Here is a 23,086-nt window from a genome sequence, read left to right on the forward strand (position 1 = left end):
GCGGCCTGGTGTAGTTCCTCGGGAGGTTGTGAACGCGTGAGCGGATAGCGAAGACCTCCGGGACGATGTGAGTTACCAAGCACACGTCATCACCGGAGGTCTTCGTGACTCACGCTAACGCCCCGTTCACTCCCGCGGGCAGGCTTCGGCTTGCCCGGTTGATCATCGAGGACGGGTGGCCGGTCCGGCGTGCGGCGGAGAGGTTCCAGTGCTCGCCGGCGACGGCGTCGAGATGGGCTCGCCGGTATCGGGCCGGGTTGCCGATGACGGACCGCTCATCCCGCCCGCACCGGCAACCGACCCGCACGAGTCAGCGTCGGGAGCGGCGGATCATCGCGCTGAGATTCACTCGCCGGTGGGGCCCGCACCGCATCAGCTATCACCTCCGCGTTCCGCGTTCGACGGTCGAGCGGGTGCTGAACCGGTATCGGATGCCGTTGCTCGAGCACGTCGATCTGAGCACCGGGCTCCCTGCCCGGCGGTCTCCTGCCCGACGCTACGAGCACTCCTCGCCGGGAGATCTGGTCCACGTCGACATCAAGAAGCTCGGCCGCATCCCGGACGGCGGCGGGCACCGAGTCCTCGGCAGAGCGGCCGGCCGGAGGAACACTCCCCGGACCGGGCGGGGATACGCGTTCCTGCATCACGCCGTGGATGACCACTCCCGACTGGCGTACTCCGAGATCCTCACCGACGAGCGCAAGGAGACCGCTGCCGCGTTCTGGGCCCGCGCGAACGCGTTCTTCACCGCCGCGGGCATCACCGTGATCCGTGTCCTGACGGACAACGGCTCCTGCTACCGCTCCCACGCCTTCACCGAGGCGCTCGGCACCATCGCCCACACACGCACCCGCCCGTACCGGCCCCAGACGAACGGGAAGGTCGAGCGCTTCAACCGCACCCTCGCCACGGAATGGGCTTACGCCCATCCCTATCGCACCGACGAGGCCCGCGCCGCGACCTACCCTGCCTGGCTGCATCACTACAACCACCACCGCCCCCACACCGGCATCGGCGGACTCACGCCCGCCGAACGCGTTCACAACCTCACTGGGAACTACACCTAGCCCTCCGCCGGGCCGTCGTCCCCGGACGGCTCGTGCGGGTGCGCCTCGTGCGACGCGGGGCCCGTCCCCGTCGTCCGCAGGTGCGCCCGCTGCCCGTCGCGGTCGAGGATCGTCAGGATCTCCGTGACCCCGCGATGCGCGCTGATCCCGTGCGGCACCATCGTCGAGAATTCGGCCGCGTCGCCCTCTGCCACGAGGATCGTCCGCTCCCCCAGCTGCAGGCGCGCCGTCCCGGACAGCACCGTGAACCAGTCGCGGCCGGGGTGCACGCCGAGCGCGTCCACGGGCAGGGGCTGCGTCGGCGTCATGCGCATCTTCGCGACGAACGAGCCGGATCCGCTGCCCCCGCCGCGCGACAGGATCCACGTCGTGCGCCCCGCCTGCGCGTCCTCCTGCGGCCGGATCACGACGTCGGCGTCGTCGCCCGACTCGATGAGCGCGTCGAGCGATGTCTCGAGGGCCTATGCGATGGGCACGAGCTGGTCGAGCGCGATGCGCCGGTGACCCGTCTCGATCCGGCTGAGCGTCGACGGGCTGAGGAAGCACCGGGCGGCGAGCACGTCGAGCGACCAGCCGCGGGCCTCGCGGAGGCTGCGGATGCGCTGGCGGACGAGGGCGTCGAGATCCGGCTCTTGCGTCATGGGCAAGATCGTATGCGCGACGAGCAGGGGTGCGCCAGCCTGGATCCATGCCCCACCACCACCCGCACGGCACCGCCGACCCGTCGCTCGCCCGCATGCTCGACCTCGACGCCCGGATCCTGCACCGCCACCAGCGCGAGCTGACCGCCTGGATCCGCCGCCTCGCCCGCGACACCCCCGGCCGCGTCGTCGTCGACCTGGGCGCGGGGACCGGCACCGGCACCGTGGCGCTGGCGCGGAGCTTCGGCCGCGCCGAGGTGCACGCCGTCGATGCGAGCGCCGCCATGCTCGACCGGGTCGCCGAGCGCGCGGTCGTCGACGGGCTCGCCGACCGGATCCGCACCGTGCAGGCCGACCTCGACGCGGGCTGGCCCGCGCTGCCGCCCGCCGACCTGGTGTGGGCGTCGCTCATGCTGCACGAGGTCGCCGACCCCGCGCGGCTGCTCGCCCGCGTCCACGACGGCCTCGCGCCCGGCGGGATCCTCGCCGTCGTCGAGATGGACGGCCCGCCGCGCTTCCCGCCCGACCGCCTCGATCCCGCGCTCGGCCGGCCCGGCCTCGCCGACCGCCTCGACGACGCCGTCACCCACGGCGGCACGGGCGGGCCGTCGCACCCGGACTGGACGCCGTGGCTGCGCGACGCCGGGCTGGTGGACGTCGTGACGCGCACCTTCTCCATCGACCCCGACCCCGCGGATCCGATCGCCGCCGCCGCGACCCTCCCCTACGCCCGCGCATGGCTGGCCCGCGTGCGCGACCGCTCCGCCGACCGCCTCGACGCCGACGACCGCGCCGTCCTCGACGCGCTCCTCGACGACGACGGTCCGCACGCCCTGGCGCGGATCCCCGGCCTCGGCCTCCGCAGGACCCGCACCGCGTACGTGGGTCGCCGCCTGCGCTGACCCGGCCCGCCGCCAGCCGGGCGGATCACCCGGCGGACGAGGACCGGGCCCCGCGCCGGATCACCGGCACGGCGAGCGCCGCCAGCAGCACCGCGGCCGCCATCGCCGCGCCGCCGCGGGTGATGGCCACGAACACGATGCCGCGGAGCGCGTCGAGGTCGCGCGGCACGCCGTCCATCGCGACCGGGACCAGCACGGACAGCACGACGACGGCGAGCAGCGCCGCGGCGAGCGCGCGCCGCAGCGTCCGCTCGGCCGGCGCGCGGCCCGGCCGTGGCACGGGTCCCGGCGTCGCACGCCGGAACCAGCGGACCGCGGCGACCCCGAGCACGACCAGCCCGCCGACGGACGATGCGTACTGGATCCACCGGAAGCCGGGCAGCGCGCCCCACGGCTCGGCGAGCACCGGGAGGATCGCGGATCCGAGGCGCCCCTCGTGCGTGAACGCGTCCCAGGCCACATGGGTCAGCACGCCGAGGAGCAACGCGGCCAGCGCGAGGAGCGTCCCGCGCCAGGTCGGCCGCGGTCGCAGCGTCCAGGCGGAGGGCAGCCGGGATCCGACGGAGGCAGGGAGGAGCGCGCCGGCGGCCGGCCGCAGCAGCACGAGCCAGACCGCCAGCATCACGGCGGCGACGGGCAGCGCGGTCACCAGGAGGCTCGGGAACCCGTGCGTCTGCGCGTACGAGAGGCCGCCGGGGAGGAACAGCGGCACGTCGGGGGCTATGGCGCCCGCGGCGACGGCGGCGGCCGGCAACGGCCCGCGGACGGCGGGCAGGGCGACGACGGCGTGGCTGACGGTGAAGGGCACGCTCCATCCTGTCGCGGGGCCGGGCGACAGCGCACGCCGAGGTCGCCGTGCTCGTCCGCCGACGCCGCACAGGGTGGCGGAGTCCGCCTCTCCCGCCCGGCGCGGGGCCCGGGACGCCCGCGACCCCCTACCGTTGAGGCATGAGCACTGACGAAACCGCCTCTCCTTCCGAGACGGACGCCCCCCGCACGACCTTCAGCGACCTCGGTCTCTCCGACCAGGTGCTCAAGGCACTCAAGGACGTGGGCTACGAGACGCCCTCCGCGATCCAGGCCGCCACGATCCCCTCCCTCCTGTCCGGCCGCGACGTCCTCGGCGTCGCGCAGACCGGCACCGGCAAGACGGCCGCGTTCGCGCTGCCGATCCTCTCCAACCTCGACGTCGCGCAGAAGACGCCGCAGGCCCTCGTCCTCGCCCCCACCCGCGAGCTCGCGCTCCAGGTGTGCGAGGCGTTCGAGCGCTACGCGTCCGGCATGCGCGGCGTGCACGTGCTGCCGGTCTACGGCGGCCAGGGCTACGGCGTGCAGCTGTCGGCGCTCCGTCGCGGCGTGCACGTGGTCGTCGGCACCCCCGGCCGGATCATGGACCACCTCGACAAGGGCACCCTCGACCTGTCGCAGCTGAAGTTCCTCGTGCTCGACGAGGCCGACGAGATGCTCAAGATGGGCTTCGCGGAGGACGTGGAGACGATCCTCGCCGATACCCCGAAGTCGAAGCAGATCGCGCTGTTCTCGGCCACGATGCCCGCGCAGATCCGCCGCATCTCGGGCAAGTACCTGCAGGACCCCGAGGAGATCACGGTCAAGAACAAGACCACGACCTCCGCGAACACCACGCAGCGGTACCTGATGGTGTCGTACCCGCAGAAGGTCGACGCCCTCACGCGCATCCTCGAGACCGAGAACTTCGAGGGCATGATCGTGTTCGTCCGCACCAAGAACGAGACGGAGACGCTCGCCGAGAAGCTGCGGGCCCGCGGCTACGCGGCCGCCGCCATCTCGGGCGACGTCGCGCAGGCCCAGCGCGAGCGCACGGTCGAGCAGCTGAAGAACGGCAAGCTCGACATCCTCGTGGCCACCGACGTCGCGGCGCGCGGCCTCGACGTCGACCGGATCAGCCACGTCGTCAACTACGACATCCCCATCGACACCGAGTCGTACGTGCACCGCATCGGCCGCACGGGTCGCGCGGGCCGCAGCGGCGCGGCGATCAGCTTCGTGACGCCGCGCGAGCGCCGCCTCCTCACCGCCATCGAGAAGGCCACGCGCCAGCCGCTCACCGAGATGCGCATGCCGAGCGCCGAGGACGTGAACGTCACGCGCCTCTCCCGCTTCGACGACGCGATCACCGCGGCCCTCGCCGACCGCGAGCGCCTCGACGCGTTCCGCGACATCGTGGGCCACTACGTGAACCACCACGACGTCGTTGAGTCCGACGTGGCCGCCGCGCTCGCGATCGTGGCGCAGGGCGACACCCCGCTCCTCCTCTCGGCCGACGACCTCCGTCCGCCGCGCGTCGAGCGCGAGCGCCGGGACGACCGCCCGGGCCGCGACGGCGACGACCGCGGCGAGCGTCGCGCCCGCCCCGCCCGCGGCAGCGGCAACATGGCGACGTACCGCATCGACGTTGGCCGCCGCCACCGCGTCGAGCCCCGCCAGATCGTCGGGGCGCTCGCCAACGAGGGCGGCTTCAGCCGCGAGGACTTCGGCCACATCGACATCCGTCCCGACTTCTCGCTCGTCGAGCTGCCGGCGGCCACGTCCGACGACCAGCTGCGCAAGCTCGCGAACACGCTGATCAACGGCCGCCCGATCGACATCCGCCCGGACCGCGGCGGCCCCCGCGCCGCCGAGCGCGGTGCGGCCCCGGAGCGTCGCGGACGGAAGCCGCGCGACTGATCCTCTGCGCGTCACGACAGACGGCCCGTCGCCTCCTCGGGCGGATTCTCGTGGTCCCCGCAACACCCTGAGTTCAGGGGGTTGCGGGGATCGTGGTTTCGGGTGAGTTGCGGCGGGAGTTCTTCGAGGTACTGGACCGGGTCGATGGCAGCATCACGGCTGCTGCGGCTGTGGTCGGGGTGAGTCGGAACACCGCGTACGGGTGGGCGCGCACGGCTGGTGTGCGTGGGCGCGGGAAGTCCGGTACAGCGGGGCATCCAGGGCGTGGCGAGTACGAGCGGCTCCGCGTGGAGGGGATGTCCCGGCGGGTAGCCGCGTCGCGGGTCGGTGTGCATGAGCGCACTGCGCAGGACTGGGACCGCGGCTGGATGAAGCGGGGCAGTGTTCGGATTCATGCTGATGGTCGGCGGATCGAGTACAACACCGGGATGGCTACCATCACGGGACCGCGTCTGCCCGCTGTCGACGCTGTTCTGCATCCGCGGTTCCTGACCGTGATCGAGCGGGAGACGATCGCGGATCTGCGCCGTCAGGACCTGTCGCTGCGCGCGATCGGGCGGGTTCTGGGTCGGCCGGCATCGACGATCAAACGCGAGCTCGATGCCCGCACGGTCGCGGGGACCTACCAGCCCCACGCGGCGCACCGGGCCTGGGCAGCGAGCCGCTCTCGTCCGAAGCGGGCGAAGCTCGCTCAGGACGGGCCGCTGCGGGACTACGTCGCACGCAAGCTGATGCTGCGCTGGTCACCGGAGCAGATCTCCCGCCTGCTGGTTCGGGAGTTCCCGGGCGAGGAGAGTATGCGGGTGAGCACGGAGACGATCTACCAAGCGATCTACGTCCAGGCCCGCGGCGGACTGCGCCGCGAAGTCGCCGACGCGTTACGCACCGGCCGCACCCGCCGCAGACCCCGCACCCGCCCAGAGCATCGCACTCAACGGTTCGTGGACCCGATGGTCATGATCGCTGACCGGCCCGCGGAGATCGAGGACCGGGCAGTCCCTGGGCATTGGGAGGGTGATCTGATCGTCGGCACGAGCTCACAGTCCGCGATCGTGACTCTGGTCGAACGCACCACCCGCTACGTCATGCTCGGCCATCTCCCCGGCGGGCATACCGCCGAGGAAGTCCGTGACGTGCTCGTGCCCTTGATCAGCACCCTGCCTGCACACCTACGTGGATCGTTGACCTGGGACCAGGGCGCTGAGATGGCGAGCCACCGCCAGATCAGCATCCAGGCCGGAATCCCGGTCTATTTCTGCGATCCGCACTCACCCTGGCAACGCGGCAGCAACGAGAACACCAACGGACTCCTGCGCCAGTACTTCCCTAAGGGCACCGATCTCGCCGCCCATACCTCCGCCGACCTCGAACATGTCGCTCAGCAGCTCAACGGCCGACCACGCAAAACGCTCGACTGGGACACCCCAGCCGAGCGAATGCGTGCTCTACTGACAACCATCTAAATCATCAGGTGTTGCGACGACCACGAGAATCCGCCCTCGGAGGTGGCGGGCCGTCGTCGTGAACGGACCGCGCGCGTGTCGCTGGACGCGCCTCGCGCTTAGCGGTCCGTCCGCCTGCGCTGGACAAGCCGCACGACGACGTAGCTCATCCCGATCCCGGTAGCCGCGAAGCAGAGGCCCCGCCCTCGGAGGTCATCGACGCCGGAGGTGGCGAACAGGATCACACCGGCTGTCAGCAGCCCTGAGGTGACGATGAGGGTGATGACAAACACAATGCGGTTTCGCGCTCTCATTCAAGCCACGCTTCCTTGCTCGACGGTCAGATCTTGAGCGCACAGGCGAACGCGTTCCCAAGAAGATGCTTTCACTGGCCTGCACACCACGGAGCACCGGTCCAGGACTGGTCGACGATCACCCCGTTGCCGTCGGCAGCGCAGAACGCGATAGCCCCCGCGCCGATGGAAAGCAGTGCGGCTATCACTCCGCCCGCGATTGCACCGACACCCGTCTCCGCGGTGACGATGGCGGCAAGGGTGGCGATTCCCGCGCCCACAGCCAGAGCAGCGATGAGGCGACTCGTGTCGCAGGAATTCAGCTTCAGCTGCCGTCCGAACCACTGGGTGGAGTAGTTCGTCACGCCCGCACAACGAGAGTCGAGGACGATGCGCGTGACGTCGAGGACCTTCGAGTCGTCTACGGTGATCCCAGATACGGCCCCGCCGCCGGCAACGATGCCGACCGCCACCTCGCGAACGGTCACGGGTGCTGCGCCGCGTTCGAGCGCGAGGGCCGCATCGAAGTGCACGGAGCCGTGAATCGTGGTGAGGGCGTCCCCGAGATCGCGGATCTTCGCGATCGAGGCGTCGCCTGCAGCGATGGCCGCTGTGGTCAATGGAGATCCGTAGCGACGTTCAGGGCCGGGATGCGAGTCCGCCATGGCCGGGCTCGCGACGAATGTGCCCGCTACAACGGCGAGCGAGGCGGCCATTGCGATCAGCCGCCGATTTACCTTCATGCGTAAACTCTTTTCTGGGTAAATATACCCTCGAATGTGGTCGATGCGGCAGACCCTCCTCCCTACTCGAACCCTTGTCAAGGCTGCGATGAACTATTCTGATAAATCGATAGTGTGGTAGGCACATAGTCGGATGACCGACAAGGTCGCCCCCCACACGAGGAATTCGATACACAGCCCTCCGGTAGCGTGGCCCGATGGATCCTGTGACGCTCCGCACCGCGCGCCTGACGCTCCGCCCGCCCGCCCTCGACGACGTCGACGCGATCCAGGCCGCCTGCCAAGATCCGGCGATCCAGCGGTACGTGCCCGTCCCCGTCCCGTACGCGCGCGAGGACGGCGTCGCGTATGTCACCGGGTTCTCCCCCGACGGCTGGACGTCGGGCGACCGCCTGACCTGGGCCGTGCTCGAGGGCGGCGGGCTCGTCGGCACCGTCGGGCTGCACGCCATCGCGGACGGTGCCGCCGAGATCGGGTACTGGCTCGCGCCGGGAGCACGCGGTCGCGGCCTCATGCGGGAGGCCGCCGCGGTGGTCGTCGACCACGGCTTCGACACGGGATCCGGGCTCGGGCTCGTCCGCATCGGCTGGCGCGCCTACGCCGGGAACACCGGATCCGCCGCCGTCGCGCAGAGCCTCGGCTTCCGCTTCGAGGGCGTGGCCCGCCTCGGCGCGATGGGCCGCGACGGCCGCGAGGACGACTGGCTCGCCGGGCTCCTGGCGACCGACGACCGGACGCCGCCGCCGTGGCCGGTGCTCGGGTGACGGACGACGGTCTCCTCGGCCGCGACGTCACGATCACGACCTCCGACGGCCGCCGCCTCCGCGCGATGGTCGCGGGCGAGGGCGACGACCTCGTGGTGCTGGAGGCGGGGCTCGGAGGAAGCGGGCTGACCTGGGGGCTCGTGCACGGGATCCTCGCGCGCACCCACCGCGTCGTCGCCTACGACCGCGCAGGGCTCGGCGACAGCGACCCGGATCCCGCGCCGCGCGACCTCGACCGGCTCGCCGACGACCTCGAGGCGGTCGTCGCGGCGTTCCCGCATCGCCGGCTGGTGCTCGTCGGGCACAGCTGGGGCGGGCCGATCGTGCGCGTGGCGGCGGCGCGGCGGATCGCGCGCGGGATCCCCACCGCGGGCGTCGTGCTGGTGGATCCGAGCGACGAGCGCGCCCGCGCCTACGCTTCCCCCGCCGCGCGCGTCGGCTTCGGCGTGCAGGCGGCCCTGCTCGTCCCGCTCGCGCGGCTGGGGATCCTGCGTCGGCTGCACCGGATCGCTCTGGCGGGCCTGCCGGAACCGCTCCGCACCGCGGCCGTCGGCGCCGCCGGGTCCGTGCGCGCGGCGCGCGCCACCGCCGCTGAGCAGCGGCACCTGCTGCCCGGCCTCGCCGGCATCGCGGGGATCCTCGGCTCGGCGGCCCCGCTTCCCGGCATCCCCGTACGGGTGATCTCGGGCACGACCTCGAGCGCGCTCACCCGCGGCCAGCGGCGCGACCTCGTGCGCGCGCACCGCGTGTCGGCGGCTGCCGTCGAGCAGGGCGAGTGGATCCCCGCCGCGCGGTCGGAGCACATGGTCCCGGTGACGGACCCGGACGTGGTCGCCGCCGTGGTCACCGCGCTGCTCTGAGCCCCGCGGGTGACCGTCAGCCCCGCACGCGCCGCAGCTCCAGCACGCCCGGGATCAGCTGCCGGGTCGGGAACCGGCCGCGCGCGAAGTCGCCCCACACCTGTCGCACGCGGCGGGCGTCGCGCTGGATCCCCTCCCAGTCCGCGCCCGCGAGCAGCCCCGCGCCTCGCCACGCGTCCTCGTCGCCGAAGAGCAGCGGCAGGTCGACGGTGTGCGCGGCGCCGAACGGGCTGCCGGGCGCGGACCAGCGGATGACGTAGCGGTGGGCCGTGCCGCCCGCGAGCGCGTGGCGGCGGGCGAAGCGGCGGGCGGGGATCCCGTAGATGATGCCCGTGACGGCCGCGACGGCCGCGCGGCGTACGAGCGGGCCCACGATCGGGAGCCGCGTGAGGCGCGCGAGCCATGGGATCCCCGGCAGGAACAGCCGCGCCTCCTCCGCCGTGTTGCCGATCAGAACGTCGACGCCGGGCGCGGCCGCATCCCACGCCGCGTCGATCCCGGCCTCGGGCGGGAGCGGCGCATGCCCGTACTGCGTGCCGAACGGCATGGCGCCGAGCAGCCCGTACGGGGCGGCGACGCGCTCGACCCCGGCCTGGCGGGCGATTACGTCCTCGACGGGCATGTCGGCCGTGAGCCCGCGGGAGGCGCGCGCCATCGCCGCGTTCATGCGCCGTCTGCCCCGCGAGATGCCGAGCGGCGCGCTCTGGATGATCGCCCGCCGGAAGAGACCGGCCGCCTCGGGCACGGCCATCAGGTGCGCGACCGCGTCGCCGCCCGCCGACTGGCCGAACGCCGTGACGCGGTCCGGGTCCCCACCGAAGGCGTGGATGTTGCGCGCGACCCAGCGGAGCGCCTCCAGCTGGTCGAGGAGGCCGAGGTTCGCCGGCCGGTCGCCGCCGTCGCCGAGGTAGCCGAGGAGACCGAGCCGGTAGGTGATCGTGACGACGACTACGCGCTGCTCGGCGACGAGGGCGGGCGGATCCATGATCGGCACGTCGCCCGCGCCCGAGACGTACGAGCCGCCGTGGATCCACACCATCACCGGCAGCGCGTCGTCCGGCCGCACGTCGCGCGGCATCGTCACGGACACGCGCAGGCAGTCCTCGTCCACGGCCAGTCCGGAGAAGCTCCCGAGCACCGCGTCGAGCTCCTCCATGGGCGGCTGCGGGCACGCGGGCGCCCACGTGGTCGCCGCGCGGGGCTCCGTCCAGTCGGGGTGCGGGACCGGCGCCGCGAAGCGGGCGGCGGTCGCGTACGGAATGCCGGTCGCGCGGACGACGTCGCCGTCCGCCCAGCCGACGACGGGGCCGCATGGCGGCGAGAAGGCGCTCACCCGATCGACGCTACCGTTCGCCAGGCGTTCGTCGCGCCGCCAGCGGAGGGGCCGGATCCCGGTGCTACCGTGACGCCATGCCCCGCCTGATCGACCACGCCCGTCGCGAGGACGAGCTCGCGGAGGCGGTCTGGCGGGTCATCCACCGGGACGGCGCGAGCGGCGTCTCGGTCCGCACGGTCGCCGCGGAGGCGGGCCTCTCCACCGGATCCCTGCGCCACAGCTTCCCCAGCCGCATCGACCTGATGACCCACGCCACGGCGCTGGTCGCCGCGCGCATCGACGGCCGCATCCGCAGCCGGCGCACCGATCCGGACGCGCGGCGGCGGGCCGTGCGGATCCTCGCGGAGCACCTGCCGCTGGACGATTCCCGCCGCGCCGAGGCCGAGGTCACGGCCGCGCTCCTCGCCGACGCGGCATCGCACCCGCGGCTGCGCGAGGTGCGCGCCGCGGCCCATGCGGCCGCGCGGGAGACGTGCCTCGAGCAGCTCGCGCAGCTGCGCGCGGCGGGCCTGCTGCGGCCCGATGCGGACCCCGAGATCGAGGCCGACCACCTGCAGGCGCTCCTCGGCGGCCTGGCGCTGCAGCTGCTCGTGGAGGAGCCGGATCCGGCCCGCAGCGCCCGCGCGCTCGGCGTGCTCGAGCGGCACGTGGATGCGCTCGTGGCCCGTCGCGTGGACCGCCCGGCGCGCATCGACGCCTAGTCGGCGGCCGGGGCGTCCCCGGCGCCGCGGAGCCGGCCGCGCAGCTCCTCGACGCGCGCCCCGATGTCGTCGCGCACGAGCCGCATCCGTTCCATGCCGTCGATGCCGCGCTCGGACGGCTCGTCGGTGATCCACGTCTCGACCGCGACGTCCTGGTCGCCGTCGACGTGCGCCTCCGCGCCGAGCACGACCACGAGGTCGGCGGCGCGCACCATGTCGTCGGTGAGCGGCTTCGGCCGCTCGCCGCCCACGTCGATACCGAGCTCCGCGAGCGACTCCACCGCGAGCGCGTTGAGCGAGGGGCCGGGATCCGTGCCCGCCGACGTGACGGCGACGGCGTCACCGGCCGTGTGGCGCATGAGCGCCGCCGCGAGCTGGGACTTGCCGCCGTTGCGGGCGCAGACGAAGACGACGTGCGGGATGCGCTCGGCCATGGATCCTCCGGTCGGGATGTCGGCCGCATGTCGGCGCGTCCCTCGATCCTGGCAGACCGCGGTGGCAGGACGTTCGCCCTCGGTACAGCCGACGCTGTATCCTCGTCGCGTGCCCACCCTCGCTCCCCGCCTCGACGTCATGACCCGCCTCGGCCGCGCGCTCGCGGACCCCACACGGTCCCGGATCCTGCTGGAGCTGCTCGACGGGCCCGCCTACCCCGCGCTGCTCGCCGAGCGGCTCGGCCTCACGCGGCAGAACGTGTCCAACCACCTCGCCTGCCTGCGCGGCTGCGGCATCGTCCGCACGGTGCCCGAGGGGCGCAGCACGCGCTACGAGATCGAGGATCCGCGCATCGCCCGCGGCATCGGCGCGCTCGTGGAGGTCGTGCTCGCGGTGGACGACGACCGGGAGTGCGCGGATCCGGCCCTGTGCGACCCCGGCTGCTGCGAGGCGGGGGCGTGAGCGGCCTCGCCTCGGCGGCCCCGGCACCCGCTCCCCGCCTGACGGTCGCGCGCCGGGACCTGCTGCGCCGCCGCATCCGCTGGATCGTCGCGGGCACCATCGCCTGGAACGCGGTCGAGGCCGTGGTCGCCCTCGCCGCGGGCGCCGTGGCGTCGTCGACCGCGCTCGTGGCCTTCGGGCTCGACTCGATCGTGGAGGTGCTCGCCGCGTCCGCCGTCGCGTGGCAGTTCTCCGCGCCGGATCCGGAAGCGCGCGAGCGCGCGGCCCTCCGCCTGATCGCGGTGTCGTTCCTCGGGCTCGCCGCCTACGTGAGCGTGGACGCCGTGCTCGCGCTCGCGGGCGGAAACGAGGCGCGCCCGAGTCCGACCGGCATCGTGCTCGCCGCGCTGAGCCTCGCGGTGATGCCGGTCCTCAGCCTGCTTGAGCGACGCACCGGCACCGAGCTCGGCTCCGCGAGCGCCGTCGCCGACTCGCGGCAGACCCTCGTGTGCGCCTGGCTGTCCGCCGCGCTCCTCATCGGGCTGCTGCTCGACGCCGGGCTCGGCTGGTGGTGGGCGGATCCCGTCGCCGGGCTCGCGATCGCCGCCTTCGCGGTCCGCGAGGGCGTCGAGGCGTGGCGCGGCGACGCGTGCACCGTCCCCGTCGGCGCGCTCACGGGCGAGCGGGTGCACGACGAGCACGACGCGAACGACGACGCCTGCTGCTGAATCCGCGAGGAGCACGGCCGGGCATCGCGCCCGGCCGTGCTCCGCTCACTTCGACAGCTGCACCGCGCCCGTCGCCCGCTGGTAGGCGGCGAAGTACTTGTCACCCATGGCCCGGGCGCCTGCCGCCGTGTAGTGGATCGAGTCCTCGGCCCTGCTGTACCCCGCGGCTCCCGGGATGTACGACACGTTCGACCGCAGCGCGGGCATGCCCTGCTGCGCGGTGTCGATGGCCTGGCGCTGCGACGACACGTTCAGCCACTCGGGCACCATGCCGCCGATGAGGAACGGCACCGCGCCGTACCGGGTGTTCAGCCGGTCGACGAGGTCGAGCAGCATCGACTGGTATCCCGCCGCGTTCGTGCGGGTCGCGTCGGACTCGCCCTGGGCCCAGACGACCGCGACGAGGCGGTTGTCGGGATCCTGCGCGAGCGCGGCGTCGATCTGGCCGAGCGCGCGCGTGAACAGGTTGATGCGCGAGCGCGTGTCCGCCGGGTTCCACGCGTAGGTTCCGTCCCCGGTCATCGACGTGGACGCCATCGCGGCGGGGACGAGCAGCACCTTGCGACTCGGGCGGGCGTCGGCGAGCATGTGCCGACCGAGCTCCATCCCGGGGCCGACGGCCTGGACGCCGCCGGAGGTCGTCCAGGTGGTCACGTGGCTCAGCGAGTCCTTGGCGGGCACGATCTGCCCGGCCTTGGCACCGCTGCCGGCGAGCTGGTCAAGCCCGGGCACGCTCACGTCGATCGACGGATCCCATCCGGTGCCGACGCCCTGCGCGTTCGACTGGCCGAGGACCACGACGACGTCGTAGCCCTCCCCGGTCGACGCGATCTGGCACGGCACGGAGGTGCGGGACGTCGGCGCGTAGCCGTCGGCCCGACCGGTGACGGTCACGGTGATCTGCGATCCCGCGTCGCGCGGCGCCGGCACGTAGGTCGATGCGGTGCGGCCGGGCACGACCACGCCATTGCGCTGCCAGACGTAGGAGTACGAGGTGGCGACCGGGGTCCATCCGGGCGTCTCGGCCGTGAGGGCGGATCCGACGGCGGCCTCGCCCGTGATGGTCGGGCTCGGCGCGTCCGCGAACGGCTGGTCGTCGGGCGACGGTGCGGGCTGGGCGGGCGGCACGTCGAGGGCGTCGACCACGACGGCGGTCGGCTCGCTCGTCACGCTCGTCGCCTTGTAGCCCGTGCGCGTGCCGGTGACGGTCACGGTGATCCGCGACCCGGCGTCCGCGCGGCGCACGGCGTACGTCGCGTCGGTCGCGCCGAGCACGGTGACGCCGTCCCGGGCCCAGGCGTAGGCGTAGGCGGTGGCCTCCGGCGTCCACGCGGCCGTCTCCACCCGCAGCGAGCCGCCGGCGACGGGCGGTCCCTGGATCACCGGCGCGGTCGTCGCCTCGAACGGCACGGCCGGGGCGGGCGGCGGCGGAGTCACCGGCGTCACGACGACGGCGACGCCCGGGCTGGTCACGGTCTGCGTGACGTAGCCGGTCTTCGTGCCCGTGACGGCGACGGAGATGCCCGTGCCGACGTCACCCGCCACGACGCGGTAGCTCGGGCCGGTCTGGTCGGGGATCACGACGCCGTCGCGCAGCCACGCGTAGGAGAAGGACGGCCACGGCGACCAGGTGCCGGACTTGGCCGTGAGCGTGTAGTCCACGCGACCGAGTCCGGTGATGGACGGCGTGCCGGCCGTCTCGAACGCGACGTCGGGGGCGGGCGTCGGGTCGGGCGTGGGCACGGTCGGCTCGGGCGTCGGCTCGGGCAGCGGCACGAGGAGCCCGGCGCTGGTGAGGGACTGCGTGACGTACCCGGTCTTCGTGCCGGTGACGTTCACGGCGATGGTGGTGCCCTGGTCGCCCTCCTGCACGCGGTAGGTGACGGCGGTCTGGTCGGCGATGGCGACGCCGTCGCGGGTCCACTGGTAGGAGAAGGCGGGCCAGGGGGTCCACACCCCGGCGCGCGCGGACAGCGTGAAGCCGACGCGGGCGGTGCCGCCGATGGTCGGGGTCGCGGCGGCCGAGAACGGCGCGTCCTCCTGCGGCGGGGTGGTGGGATCCGGGGTCGGCGTGCCGGGGGTAGCGGTGGGCGTGGGCGTCGGCGTGCTCGCGGCGGGGACCTGGAGCTCCGCGCTCGTCAGGGACTGCGTCGCGTACCCGGTCTTCGTGCCGGTGACGGTGACGCTGATGCGGGATCCGGCATCCCCGGCCTGCACGCGGTAGGTGACGCCGGTCTGCCCGGCGATCACCACGCCGTCGCGCAGCCAGGCGTAGGAGAACGTGGGCCACGGGGTCCAGACGCCGGCGCGCGCGGAGAGCGTGAAGCCGACGCGCGCGGTCCCGGCGATGATGGGCGTCGCGGCGGCCGTGAAGGGCGCTGCCGCGGGCATGGTCGGCGCGGGGGTCGGGGCGGTGGTCGGCGCGACGGTGGGCGTCGGCGTGGGGGTCGGCGCCTGCGTCGGCGTCGGCGTCGGCGTGGGCGCCGTCGTCGGAGCGGCGGTCGGCGTGGCCGTGGGCGCCGCGGTCGGCGTCGGGGTCGGGGTAGCGCCCGGCACGGTCATCGGGTCGCTCGTCCGGGTCGTCGTCGCGTACCCGGTCTTCGTGCCGGTGACCGTCACGGCGAGGGCCGCCCCGCGGTCCTGCTCGGTGACGCGGTAGGTCACGCCGGTCTGCCCGGCGATGAGCACCCCGTCGCGGGTCCAGGAGTAGGAGAACGTCGGCCACGGGGTCCAGGTGCCGGCCCGCGCGGTGAGCGTGAAGCCGACCTGCGGGGATCCGGCGATGGTGGGCGTCGGGGCGGACGAGAACTGCGCGACGACGGGCGTCGGGACGGTCGCGGTCGGCACGCTCGTCTGCGTGCTGGTGTCGTACCCGGAGCGGCTGCCCGTGACGGCGACGGTGATGACGGATCCCGCGTCGGCGGCGCGCACGGTGTACGCGGTGCTCGTCTACCCGCTCACGGGCACGCCGTCGACGAGCCACGCGTACGTGCTCGTCGTCGCGGCCGGGGTCCAGCGCGCGGTGGTGGCGAGGAGGCGCTGGCCGATCACGGCCTTGCCGGTGATCACGGGCGCGGGCGTCGCGGTGAACGGCGCCGCGGCGGCCGTGGCCTGCAGGATGCGCATCATCGATGCCGCGGTGGGCGTGCCGTCGGTCGCGGCCGGCGGCACGACGCTCGTGGTCGGCGCGATGACGCGCGCCGACGACGCCGCGGTGCCTGCCGACGCGGCCTCGGCCGGAGCGGCGCCCGGCTCGACGGCGACGAGCAGCGTCACCCCGAGGCTCAGCCCCGTGATGGCGGCGATGAGTCGTGCGCGTGCGGATGCGCTGCGCATCCTTCGTGTCGAGGCACGGCGGACGGCAGAGTGGTGCTCCCCCAATTGATCCCCCCAGATCGTCGAGGCGAATTCCACCTCATGTGGAAATGCTTGCACACCGCGCAGGTGATGCGTGACACGTGTCCGGCGAGGACCCCGCTCACGCCCGGCTCACAGGCGTTGCACATGCCACGTGCACGCCGCCGTCCGCGCAGGTGGACGCGGACGCCGGCGCCCGCCCTCTGCTCGCGTCCACAGCTCGTACCCGATGGCGCCCCGTACCCTGGGCGGCGACCTGCCCCGCCCGTCGGATCCCCGAGGATCCCCCCGCCCCGGAAGGCCCCATGACGAACGCCCCGCATCCCGACGCCGCCCCGCCCGCCGAGCCTGGGGCCCGCCCTGCGGGGTCGCCCGCCTCCCACGCCGTTACCGGCTCAGCGCCGACCGTCGGCTTCGCCGCCCTCGTCCGCGGCACGCGCGACCGCTCCGACCGGCCGTCGCGTCTCGGCCGCCTGTTCGCCGTGATCGCGGTCATCGAGGCGATCACGTGGACCGGGCTCCTCGTGGGCATGTTCCTCAAGTACGTGACGGAGACGACCGAGCTCGGCGTGTACGTCTTCGGCCGCCTGCACGGCGCCGCGTTCGTGCTCTACGTAATCGTCACGGCCGTCGCCGCGATCCCGCCGCTCGCCACGCTCCCGCTCGAGGTCGGGCTGCGGCGCCGCGGGTACCTGCGGCAGCCGGCCGATGCCGCCGATGGAGGGGCACGCACGACCGCGGTGTCGACGTCGGACAGCGCGAGCGCGCGGGGCTGAACGCCCCGGATCAGATCCCGGTGTAGCGCCCCGGCCGGTGGTTGAGCGCGAGCACCAGGTTGAGCAGCACCGCGCCGAGCGCCGACCACACGACGCCCTCGAGCGGCACGACCGTGAGGCCGAGCAGGATCACGATCACGTCGAGGATCATCTGCGCGTACCCGGCGGGGAAGCCGAACCGCTCCTGCACGATGAGCGCGACGATGTTGAAGCCGCCGAGGCTGGATCCGTGGCGGAAGACCACCAGCAGCCCGATCCCCACGAGCAGGTTCCCCGCGAGCACGCCGTAGACCGGCTGCAGCTCGAGCCCGGTGACCATGGCGGGATGCAGCGTCGAGAACAGCGACACGAGCGCGACCGAGATGACCGTGCGGATCGTGAACCGCCACCCCTTCTTCCACACCGCGAGCGCGAAGAACGGCGCATTGACCACGAAGAACAGCACCCCGAACGGCAGCACGCCCGTGTAGCTCAGCAGCAGCGCGAGCCCCGCGGTGCCGCCCGTGACGGCGCCGGCGTCCCGCAGCAGGTACAGCCCGAACGAGGCGACGAAGGTGCCGGTGAGGATCCCCAGCACGTCCTCGATGACCGAGTGCGGGATGCCGGCGGTCGTCGGCTCGTCGGGCGAGGGGGCGATCGGCGTGGGCAGGGGCTCGGACGCGGAAGCGGTCATGGCGGTCTCCGGGGTGGGGGGGGACGGGATCCGCGCGGGCGGTCGTGCCGCATCACGCGCAGGGAACAGCATGGCGGATCGGCGGGGTGGCGGAGGACGGGGCCGCCGCCCCAGGCGCTCGCGGGCTCAGATCGGGCCGTCGAAGGGGTCGACGTCGAAGTACCCCTGGGAGGTTCGCCGCCTCCGCCTCCCGACGAGGCGTTCGATGGATCGGCGCTCCCCCGTCATCATGCTGTCCCAGCGTCGCTCCGAGTCGCGGACGAACCACGCCCGCGCCTCCTGCCACGCCTCCGGCGACGCGTCCCACTCCACCTCGAGCACGGTCGTGACGACGTCGATGATCGACCCCTCGGGTGCGGGCGCGAACGCCCCCTCGGCGGTTCCCACCGTCCAGTCGTACTCGCCGTCGCCGTACCGGAGCACGTCCTCCGGGAGCTTCAGGCGGTAGGCGTCGTCACGGAGGAAGAAGTCGTTGCCGTTGCGCCGCGCCATCACCCACGGGTGCGGGTACCCGGAGAGACGGATGCAGCCTGCGATCCCGGACGGCAGCCAGTCGTCGTACGCCGGGACGGCGGGGTTGCGGAGGAACGAGCGAGCGGGGTAGGGCGACTCCGGCTCGACAGGCGGGCGGCGGCGCCGGAGGCGGATCACGACGGCTGCCTGCGCCCGGCCAGCGGGCCGAGCCCTCGGGAGCGGACGCGACCACCGAGCCGGCGCAGCCGGGAGCCGATGCCGCGCCGCTCCCGGCCCACGGTGCTGACGATGTCCCAGCAGGCCCCCGCCGCGTCGAGCCGCCACTGCGGATCGATGTCATGCGGCAGGTGGATCAGCTCGTGCCTCAGCTCCGTGAACGTCGTCGCGCTCGAGATCGGCGCGAGGAGCTCCACCGGGATGGGCTCCTCGACGAAGGCTGTCTGATCGGCCCATGCTTTCATCTCGTGCAAGCGATCGCTGATGTCGGAGAACGTGTCCATCACATTGCGCATGAGCGCGCGGTAGGTGGCACCCGGTACCAGGTGCAGCGCGCGCGACGCCTCGTCCGAGAGCAGGTCGCGGGCGCCCCACAGGTACTCGACGTGGAACACCCCGTCGTCAGCGACCCACATGCGCGCTCCTCCCAATCCCTGCGCGCCGGTGCGTGGCCGCAGGACGATCACGACGCATTCAGATACTCCAGGAAGTCCTCGATGAGGCCGGACCGCAGCTCCTCGTTGCAGATGCGCGCATCCGCTGACATCAGGAGATCGCGCAGGGACAGATCGGATCCGCGCAGGAATATGTAGACGCAGACCTCGCTCGGGTCGAGCACCTCTGCCCGGTCGCCGTGGGGCAAGCGATTGATGATCCCCGAGAGCATGGAGGCCGCCCGTCGACCCGGGAGCATGGGAACCACGTAGGCCGGGAACATCTCGTCCGCGCGAGCGTCACCGGCCGGCTCGCCCACCTCTCCGGCGCCGGACGTCAGTCGATCACCGAGGGCGCGGATGATCTCCATCCGGATCTCGTCCTGGGCATCGTCGCGGTCAGCGCCCAAGGGATCCCTCAGGGCGCCGACCAACGCATGCACTTCCTGGCGTCGCAATGCGATGACCGTGCCACTCGACGGCGAGAGGATCGTGCCCCTGTGCCGCTCAGCGACTGCCACCAGCGCACGAGTGACCCATGACGGTCTTGCTCCCCTTGGCCGGATCCAGATGTGCCACTCTGCTTCCGGCTCGTCCCGTGACACTCAGTCCCCAATCCGCTTGGTCAGATATTTGTCCCACGTGCCGCCGCGGGTCGTCTTGCTATTGAGGCCGGCAACAGAATTAGCCCTTTTCCAGTAGCCGCCGTTGTGACCACCGGTCGGGTCACTTCCACGATCATAGGTGATGTAGTCATTCTTCCCCTTCTTGAAGATCGCCCGACCCTTGGCCGAACGTGCCTTGATCTTTGTATAACCTTTCTCCTTTGCGACTTCAGCCGCTTCTTTGTCTGTTACCGCGTGCCCCTTGCCAGCATTAGGATTCTTCGGCTTACTGAACGTCTGGCGTATCCAGGGAAATGCGGTCGTCTTGATCCAAGAGCCGATCTGCTGCCCTATCTACCACGCGCCCAGGACTATGGCGGTAGCGAGGACCGCAAGACCGAGGGCAACGACGAGGAGGACAGCGAGGGGGATCAAGAACGCGAATTGCCCGGTCAGGTCGAACGAGTTGACCGGATCGTTCGGATACGCGTAGTCGTCATCCGTCCCACCCAGCACCGGATCCACCTGCAGGAACCGACCCAGCGCCGCGACGTACTGCCTCGCACCCATCTCGATGGTCGCGATGCCACCCAGGTGCTCCGACAGCTTCTGGTGCTGACCCAGCCACCCGTAGTCCGCGTTCCCCTGCTGCGTGTCCAGACCCGACTGGTTCGCCGCCACCGTGCCCAGCGCACCCGTCTTCGGATCCTCGACCTGACCGAACGGGTCGTACACCGCGAGCCCCGGCGCACGCGTCCCGGCCTGATCCGCCGTGACGAGGATGTCACCGTGGATGCCCGGGTACGACCACACGGCCGACCCGTTGCGGAACTCCGCCGTCACCCCACCCGGCAGCGGCAGATCCCACTCGGTCGCCGTGCTCGAGACGTCGAGCACGAAGTCCGGCGCATCGCCGCTCCCCGTGAAGCCGTAGCGCGTGACCGTCGTCACGCCCGCCGCGGTCACCTCCGTCCGCTGCACGATCCGGTCGGTCGCGTCGCGCATGTAGGAGACCGACGCACCGTCGGCCAGCTTGGTGGCCGTGTGCCGGTCCCCGCCGTCGTACGACAGGGTCTCGTCGGCGAGCTGCACCGTGTTGCCGTGCGCGTCGTAGACGAGCTGCGCCGCGCTCAGCGAGCGGTTCACCGGTGATGCGTCCGCCGGGGCGTTCGTCACCGTGGTGCCCAGGAGCCGGTCCGCGCCATCGTAGCAGGACGCCACCGTGGTGGGCGTCCCGCCGTCGAGCACGTCGGACGAGGCCGTCCGGTTGCCGTTCCGACCGGCCGCCGCGACCGCGCCGGCCTGGGTGCACGCCGAGGATCCGGCGAGCGCATCGAACCCGTAGGTCAGACGGTGGTGCGGGATCACCGCGGTAACGAGTCGCCCGGCGGCGTCGTACGAGTACGTCGAGACGTTGCTCGTCGTGCCGTCGCTCGTGGTGTCCTGGAGCACGTCGCCCGCCTGCGAGCGGATGACCCGATCGGTGACGGCGGTCTGCTTCCCGGGGAACGACCAGCCGATCCCGGTCACCGCGCCTGCGCCGTTCCGCGTGATCTCGGAGAGCGACGAGTCGTTGCCGGCGCCGTTCGCACCCGACGGGTAGGAGATGCCCGTGAGCTCGCCCTTCGCGTACGTGGGATCGGCGATGACCTTGCCGTCCACGCGCATCACGTCGACCCGGGAGTCGATGTCGTACTCGTAGGAGGTGGTGTGCGCGGTGCCGGAGGGCGGCGTCGCGACCGTCGAGGTGACCCGGCCCGCCGCGTCGTACGACATGGTCGTGACCGTGCCCCAGACGTCGGTGTACTTGACAGCCTGCCCGAGGAGGTTCGCGACCGTCGTGACGGTGCCACCACTCGTGGATCCGGTGACAGATCCGTCCGAGACCGCTCCGGTGAGCGGATCCCCGCCGACCGCGTAGTCCGTCTTCTCCGTGCGCGCCGCGACCGACCCGAAGGCGGCCGTGGTGCTCGAGGTGGCGCGCCCGCGGGCGTCGTAGCTCGTGCACGACCAGTCGGCGTCGCCGGAGCGTTTGGATCCGATCGCGCGCCCCATCACGTCGTAGACGAACGAGGTGACGATGGCGTCGCCCGATGCGGGCTTCGCTCCGGTGGTGGTCTTCGTCCCCCCGTACTGCGGCGTGGAGGCGTCGACGCCGCAGACCTTGCCGCTCGCGCCCCACGCGGAGGCGATGGTCTCCGTCGCGCCGTAGTACGCGCTCGTGGTCGCCACGTTCGCCTGTGCGGGGAGCGTGCGGGTGAGGCCGCGAAGGTACCCGGTGCCGCGCGCCTCGTGCGTGCCGGAGTGCGTGAGGGCCAGGCCCTTGGGATCCACCACCGACGCGGTCGCGATGCCGAGCCACGGCTCGTCGTACTGCGTGACTGAGGTGGCCGACGAGATCTGCGACGCGCTGATGCCCGCTACTCCCGTCGGAGCCTGGTCGGCGGCCGTCACGCTCGTCTGCAGGCCGTAGTCAGGCGTGAGCGCGCTGCCCGGCACCACGACCATGGCTCCGCTGCCGATCTGCCACTCCAGCTTGAGCGACGCGGACACCTGGCCCTCGTTGTACTGCAGCCGGATGCGCGCGGTCTGGCCCGCGGCGAGGTGCACGGCGTGGTTCGCCCGGATCTCGTTGCCGGGGTTCGCGCCCCACGCGTCGATCAGCGGGATGTCGTCGATGAACAGCTGCGTGCCGTCGTCCGCCTTGGTGGCGAAGGTGTAGTCGCCATCCTGCGGAGCCGTGACGAGACCCGTGAGCCGCAGCGAGAAGCCGTCCGACGGGAAGCCGTCGCCGGCCGCGGGCGGGCTGCCGTTCCCCCAGTCCTGATCCACGCTGCCGTCGGCGTTGCCGACGCCCAGCCCGTAGGCGCGCGGCGCTCCCGCGAGCCGGCCGTTGTCGTACCAGACGGCGTCGAGCCCGTGCAGACCGCTGTCGTACCCGGTCGACGAGTGCGCCGTCGTCGCGGCGCAGGCCGCCGTGGGCACGCGGTCGGAGCCGAAGCACGACGCGGGCGCCGGGCCGTAGGAGTCCGTCGGCCGGTCCTGCGCGTCGTAGAGCGTGGTGGACTTCCGACCCTGCGCGTCGACGGACGCGAGCGGCAGGTCCTTCTGGTTCCACTCGGAGGAGGCGGTGAGCCCCGACGGCCCGGTGATGCTCGTCTGCCGCCAGGCGTCGTCGTACGTCACGGTCGACGCGTGCGTGCCCGCGGGCAGGCCGAGCGCCGGCACATCGATCGAGGTCGTGCCGGATCCGTAGACGTACGTCTTCGTGGGCCGCTTCGCCGCCGTGACGCCGTCGGGCGCCGGGAGCGTGACCGTGGTAGCGCGGCCGGAGGCGTCGTAGGCGATGGTGGTGGCGACGTTCGCGTCGGCGGTGCGTCGGGCATCCGCCGCGAGCCAGTCGTCCGCGAGCGCGTCGCGGACCGCGGTGAGGCGCCCGCCGTCGTAGGCGAGGTCGGTGACCTCGTCGCCCGGGTCCGTGATGCGCACGAG

At 72.7% G+C, this 23,086-nt stretch carries 22 protein-coding genes and 1 pseudogene; 10 read left to right on the top strand and 13 right to left on the bottom strand.

Translation table 11 applies throughout. The features are described 5' to 3' along the window. The first annotated feature begins 104 nt into the window (after nucleotides 1–104). The gene (locus CMS_RS09210; RefSeq protein WP_012299199.1) at nucleotides 105–1,067 is read left to right on the top strand and encodes an IS481-like element ISCmi2 family transposase; all 963 of its coding nucleotides are present in this window, start codon (nucleotides 105–107) and stop codon (nucleotides 1,065–1,067) included. On the opposite strand, the pseudogene CMS_RS09215 reads toward CMS_RS09210, so the two are convergent. After that, nucleotides 1,064–1,708, bottom strand: a pseudogene (locus CMS_RS09215) (helix-turn-helix domain-containing protein). The gene CMS_RS09210 and the pseudogene CMS_RS09215 overlap by 4 nt on opposite strands. A gap of 47 nt (nucleotides 1,709–1,755) precedes the next feature. Here CMS_RS09215 and CMS_RS09220 point away from each other — a divergent pair. Then, nucleotides 1,756–2,610, top strand: a complete 855-nt coding sequence (locus tag CMS_RS09220) for a class I SAM-dependent methyltransferase (RefSeq protein ID WP_012299200.1) — start codon at nucleotides 1,756–1,758, stop codon at nucleotides 2,608–2,610. 25 nt (nucleotides 2,611–2,635) lie between these two features. Here the strand turns inward: CMS_RS09220 and CMS_RS09225 are convergent, their stop codons facing one another. Continuing rightward, entirely contained in the window at nucleotides 2,636–3,418 is a 783-nt protein-coding gene (locus CMS_RS09225; protein ID WP_041464578.1) for a DUF4184 family protein, read from the bottom strand. A 140-nt stretch (nucleotides 3,419–3,558) separates the two neighbouring features. On the opposite strand from CMS_RS09225, the gene CMS_RS09230 reads away from it, so the two are divergent. Further along, nucleotides 3,559–5,316 (top strand): DEAD/DEAH box helicase, encoded by a 1,758-nt coding sequence (locus CMS_RS09230; RefSeq protein ID WP_012299202.1) that lies wholly within the window; start codon nucleotides 3,559–3,561, stop codon nucleotides 5,314–5,316. Between the two features lie 296 nt (nucleotides 5,317–5,612). Then, nucleotides 5,613–6,779: an IS30-like element ISCmi3 family transposase gene (locus CMS_RS09235; protein WP_076612010.1), complete on the top strand. Its 1,167-nt coding sequence runs from the start codon at nucleotides 5,613–5,615 to the stop codon at nucleotides 6,777–6,779. A 364-nt stretch (nucleotides 6,780–7,143) separates the two neighbouring features. Here the strand turns inward: CMS_RS09235 and CMS_RS09245 are convergent, their stop codons facing one another. Beyond that, complete coding sequence (locus CMS_RS09245; RefSeq protein ID WP_133064086.1) at nucleotides 7,144–7,794, bottom strand: hypothetical protein; 651 nt, start codon at nucleotides 7,792–7,794, stop codon at nucleotides 7,144–7,146. A 197-nt stretch (nucleotides 7,795–7,991) separates the two neighbouring features. On the opposite strand from CMS_RS09245, the gene CMS_RS09250 reads away from it, so the two are divergent. Continuing rightward, the gene (locus CMS_RS09250; RefSeq protein ID WP_012299205.1) at nucleotides 7,992–8,558 is read left to right on the top strand and encodes a GNAT family N-acetyltransferase; all 567 of its coding nucleotides are present in this window, start codon (nucleotides 7,992–7,994) and stop codon (nucleotides 8,556–8,558) included. Then, nucleotides 8,555–9,418 (top strand): alpha/beta fold hydrolase, encoded by an 864-nt coding sequence (locus CMS_RS09255; protein WP_223842618.1) that lies wholly within the window; start codon nucleotides 8,555–8,557, stop codon nucleotides 9,416–9,418. Before CMS_RS09250 ends, CMS_RS09255 begins: the two co-directional genes overlap by 4 nt. Nucleotides 9,419–9,434: 16 nt before the next feature. Here the strand turns inward: CMS_RS09255 and CMS_RS09260 are convergent, their stop codons facing one another. Further along, the gene (locus tag CMS_RS09260; RefSeq protein WP_012299207.1) at nucleotides 9,435–10,751 is read right to left on the bottom strand and encodes a carboxylesterase family protein; all 1,317 of its coding nucleotides are present in this window, start codon (nucleotides 10,749–10,751) and stop codon (nucleotides 9,435–9,437) included. A 77-nt stretch (nucleotides 10,752–10,828) separates the two neighbouring features. Between CMS_RS09260 and CMS_RS09265 the strand changes: the two genes are divergently transcribed. Next, nucleotides 10,829–11,455 carry a TetR/AcrR family transcriptional regulator gene (locus CMS_RS09265; protein ID WP_012299208.1) on the top strand — a complete coding sequence of 209 codons (627 nt, stop codon included), beginning with the start codon at nucleotides 10,829–10,831 and terminating at the stop codon, nucleotides 11,453–11,455. On the opposite strand, the gene CMS_RS09270 is transcribed toward CMS_RS09265, so the two are convergent. After that, nucleotides 11,452–11,889, bottom strand: a complete 438-nt coding sequence (locus tag CMS_RS09270) for an arsenate-mycothiol transferase ArsC (protein WP_012299209.1) — start codon at nucleotides 11,887–11,889, stop codon at nucleotides 11,452–11,454. The two genes, CMS_RS09265 and CMS_RS09270, sit on opposite strands and share 4 nt — an antisense overlap. Before the next feature lie 109 nt (nucleotides 11,890–11,998). On the opposite strand from CMS_RS09270, the gene cmtR reads away from it, so the two are divergent. Together cmtR and CMS_RS09280 are read left to right on the top strand one after the other, a co-directional pair. After that, the gene (cmtR, locus tag CMS_RS09275; protein WP_012299210.1) at nucleotides 11,999–12,352 is read left to right on the top strand and encodes a Cd(II)/Pb(II)-sensing metalloregulatory transcriptional regulator CmtR; all 354 of its coding nucleotides are present in this window, start codon (nucleotides 11,999–12,001) and stop codon (nucleotides 12,350–12,352) included. Then, nucleotides 12,349–13,059: a cation transporter gene (locus CMS_RS09280; RefSeq protein WP_012299211.1), complete on the top strand. Its 711-nt coding sequence runs from the start codon at nucleotides 12,349–12,351 to the stop codon at nucleotides 13,057–13,059. The genes cmtR and CMS_RS09280 overlap by 4 nt, the downstream gene beginning before the upstream one ends. Before the next feature lie 45 nt (nucleotides 13,060–13,104). On the opposite strand, the gene CMS_RS09285 is transcribed toward CMS_RS09280, so the two are convergent. Together CMS_RS09285 and CMS_RS17890 are read right to left on the bottom strand one after the other, a co-directional pair. Continuing rightward, nucleotides 13,105–15,990 carry a sialate O-acetylesterase gene (locus CMS_RS09285; protein ID WP_223842619.1) on the bottom strand — a complete coding sequence of 962 codons (2,886 nt, stop codon included), beginning with the start codon at nucleotides 15,988–15,990 and terminating at the stop codon, nucleotides 13,105–13,107. Between the two features lie 18 nt (nucleotides 15,991–16,008). Next, entirely contained in the window at nucleotides 16,009–16,395 is a 387-nt protein-coding gene (locus tag CMS_RS17890; protein ID WP_223842620.1) for a hypothetical protein, read from the bottom strand. A 326-nt stretch (nucleotides 16,396–16,721) separates the two neighbouring features. Between CMS_RS17890 and CMS_RS17895 the strand changes: the two genes are divergently transcribed. Then, nucleotides 16,722–17,192, top strand: a complete 471-nt coding sequence (locus CMS_RS17895; protein ID WP_012299212.1) for a DUF3817 domain-containing protein — start codon at nucleotides 16,722–16,724, stop codon at nucleotides 17,190–17,192. 10 nt (nucleotides 17,193–17,202) lie between these two features. On the opposite strand, the gene CMS_RS09305 is transcribed toward CMS_RS17895, so the two are convergent. The 6 genes from CMS_RS09305 to CMS_RS18155 all read right to left on the bottom strand — a co-directional run bounded on the left by CMS_RS09305 (nucleotide 17,203) and on the right by CMS_RS18155 (nucleotide 23,083). After that, a complete protein-coding gene (locus CMS_RS09305) occupies nucleotides 17,203–17,865 on the bottom strand; it encodes a YitT family protein (protein ID WP_012299213.1) in 663 nt (220 codons plus the stop codon). 126 nt (nucleotides 17,866–17,991) lie between these two features. Continuing rightward, a complete protein-coding gene (locus tag CMS_RS09310) occupies nucleotides 17,992–18,516 on the bottom strand; it encodes a hypothetical protein (protein WP_012299214.1) in 525 nt (174 codons plus the stop codon). Further along, a complete protein-coding gene (locus tag CMS_RS09315; RefSeq protein WP_012299215.1) occupies nucleotides 18,513–19,022 on the bottom strand; it encodes a hypothetical protein in 510 nt (169 codons plus the stop codon). The genes CMS_RS09310 and CMS_RS09315 overlap by 4 nt, the downstream gene beginning before the upstream one ends. Next, nucleotides 19,019–19,510, bottom strand: coding sequence for a hypothetical protein (locus CMS_RS09320; protein ID WP_012299216.1), 492 nt, complete (start codon nucleotides 19,508–19,510; stop codon nucleotides 19,019–19,021). The genes CMS_RS09315 and CMS_RS09320 overlap by 4 nt, the downstream gene beginning before the upstream one ends. A gap of 84 nt (nucleotides 19,511–19,594) precedes the next feature. Further along, on the bottom strand, nucleotides 19,595–19,948 hold the full coding sequence (locus tag CMS_RS18335; protein WP_086935959.1) for a toxin C-terminal domain-containing protein: 354 nt from the start codon (nucleotides 19,946–19,948) through the stop codon (nucleotides 19,595–19,597). Then, a complete protein-coding gene (locus CMS_RS18155) occupies nucleotides 19,949–23,083 on the bottom strand; it encodes a PA14 domain-containing protein (RefSeq protein ID WP_012299217.1) in 3,135 nt (1,044 codons plus the stop codon). Nucleotides 23,084–23,086: the final 3 nt, after the last annotated feature.

The sequence above is a fragment of the Clavibacter sepedonicus genome (genome assembly GCF_000069225.1).
Lineage (GTDB): Bacteria > Actinomycetota > Actinomycetes > Actinomycetales > Microbacteriaceae > Clavibacter > Clavibacter sepedonicus.